2 tRNA genes are annotated in these 523 nt (G+C 47.6%); both read right to left on the bottom strand.

Annotated features, from left to right (window positions below):
* Positions 1–164: 164 nt before the first annotated feature.
* Positions 165–241, bottom strand: a tRNA-Ala gene (locus IEW18_RS21570).
* A 34-nt stretch (positions 242–275) separates the two neighbouring features.
* Positions 276–349, bottom strand: a tRNA-Ile gene (locus IEW18_RS21565).
* Positions 350–523: the final 174 nt, after the last annotated feature.

Genomic DNA, 523 nt, shown 5'->3' with positions numbered 1-523 from the left:
GTGATTACCCGTAGGTAATCACGCTTTCTTTTTCTTACTCTGTTTTCCTCTATGTCAAAGAACGTATGCAACTCCAGTTGAGCTACAATGTAAAATAGGATAGTTACCTATACTATTTCAATACTTTCTACTCACCATAGTTGGTCCGGATGACTAACTATTATTGGTGGAGAATAACGGATTCGAACCGTTGACCCCCTGCGTGCAAGGCAGGTGCTCTAGCCAGCTGAGCTAATCCCCCGAGTACTTCATGCCTGACCATTCGTCAAGCGAAGTGGGCCTGCCTGGACTCGAACCAGGGACCTCTACATTATCAGTGTAGCGCTCTAACCACCTGAGCTACAAGCCCGGGTCGACTCACAAGTCGAATCCGTAAAAACGTTGAATAAAAGGAAAAGACACTAAATAGGTACTAGAGGTATACAAGAAGAGCACCGCAGCCCTGTTGGTATCAAGGTCGAGTCGAACCGCTCCAGAAAGGAGGTGATCCAGCCGCACCTTCCGGTACGGCTACCTTGTTACG

The organism is Hymenobacter glacieicola (assembly GCF_014640315.1).
Lineage (GTDB): Bacteria > Bacteroidota > Bacteroidia > Cytophagales > Hymenobacteraceae > Hymenobacter > Hymenobacter glacieicola.
This window is presented reverse-complemented; position numbering and strand designations above follow the sequence as displayed.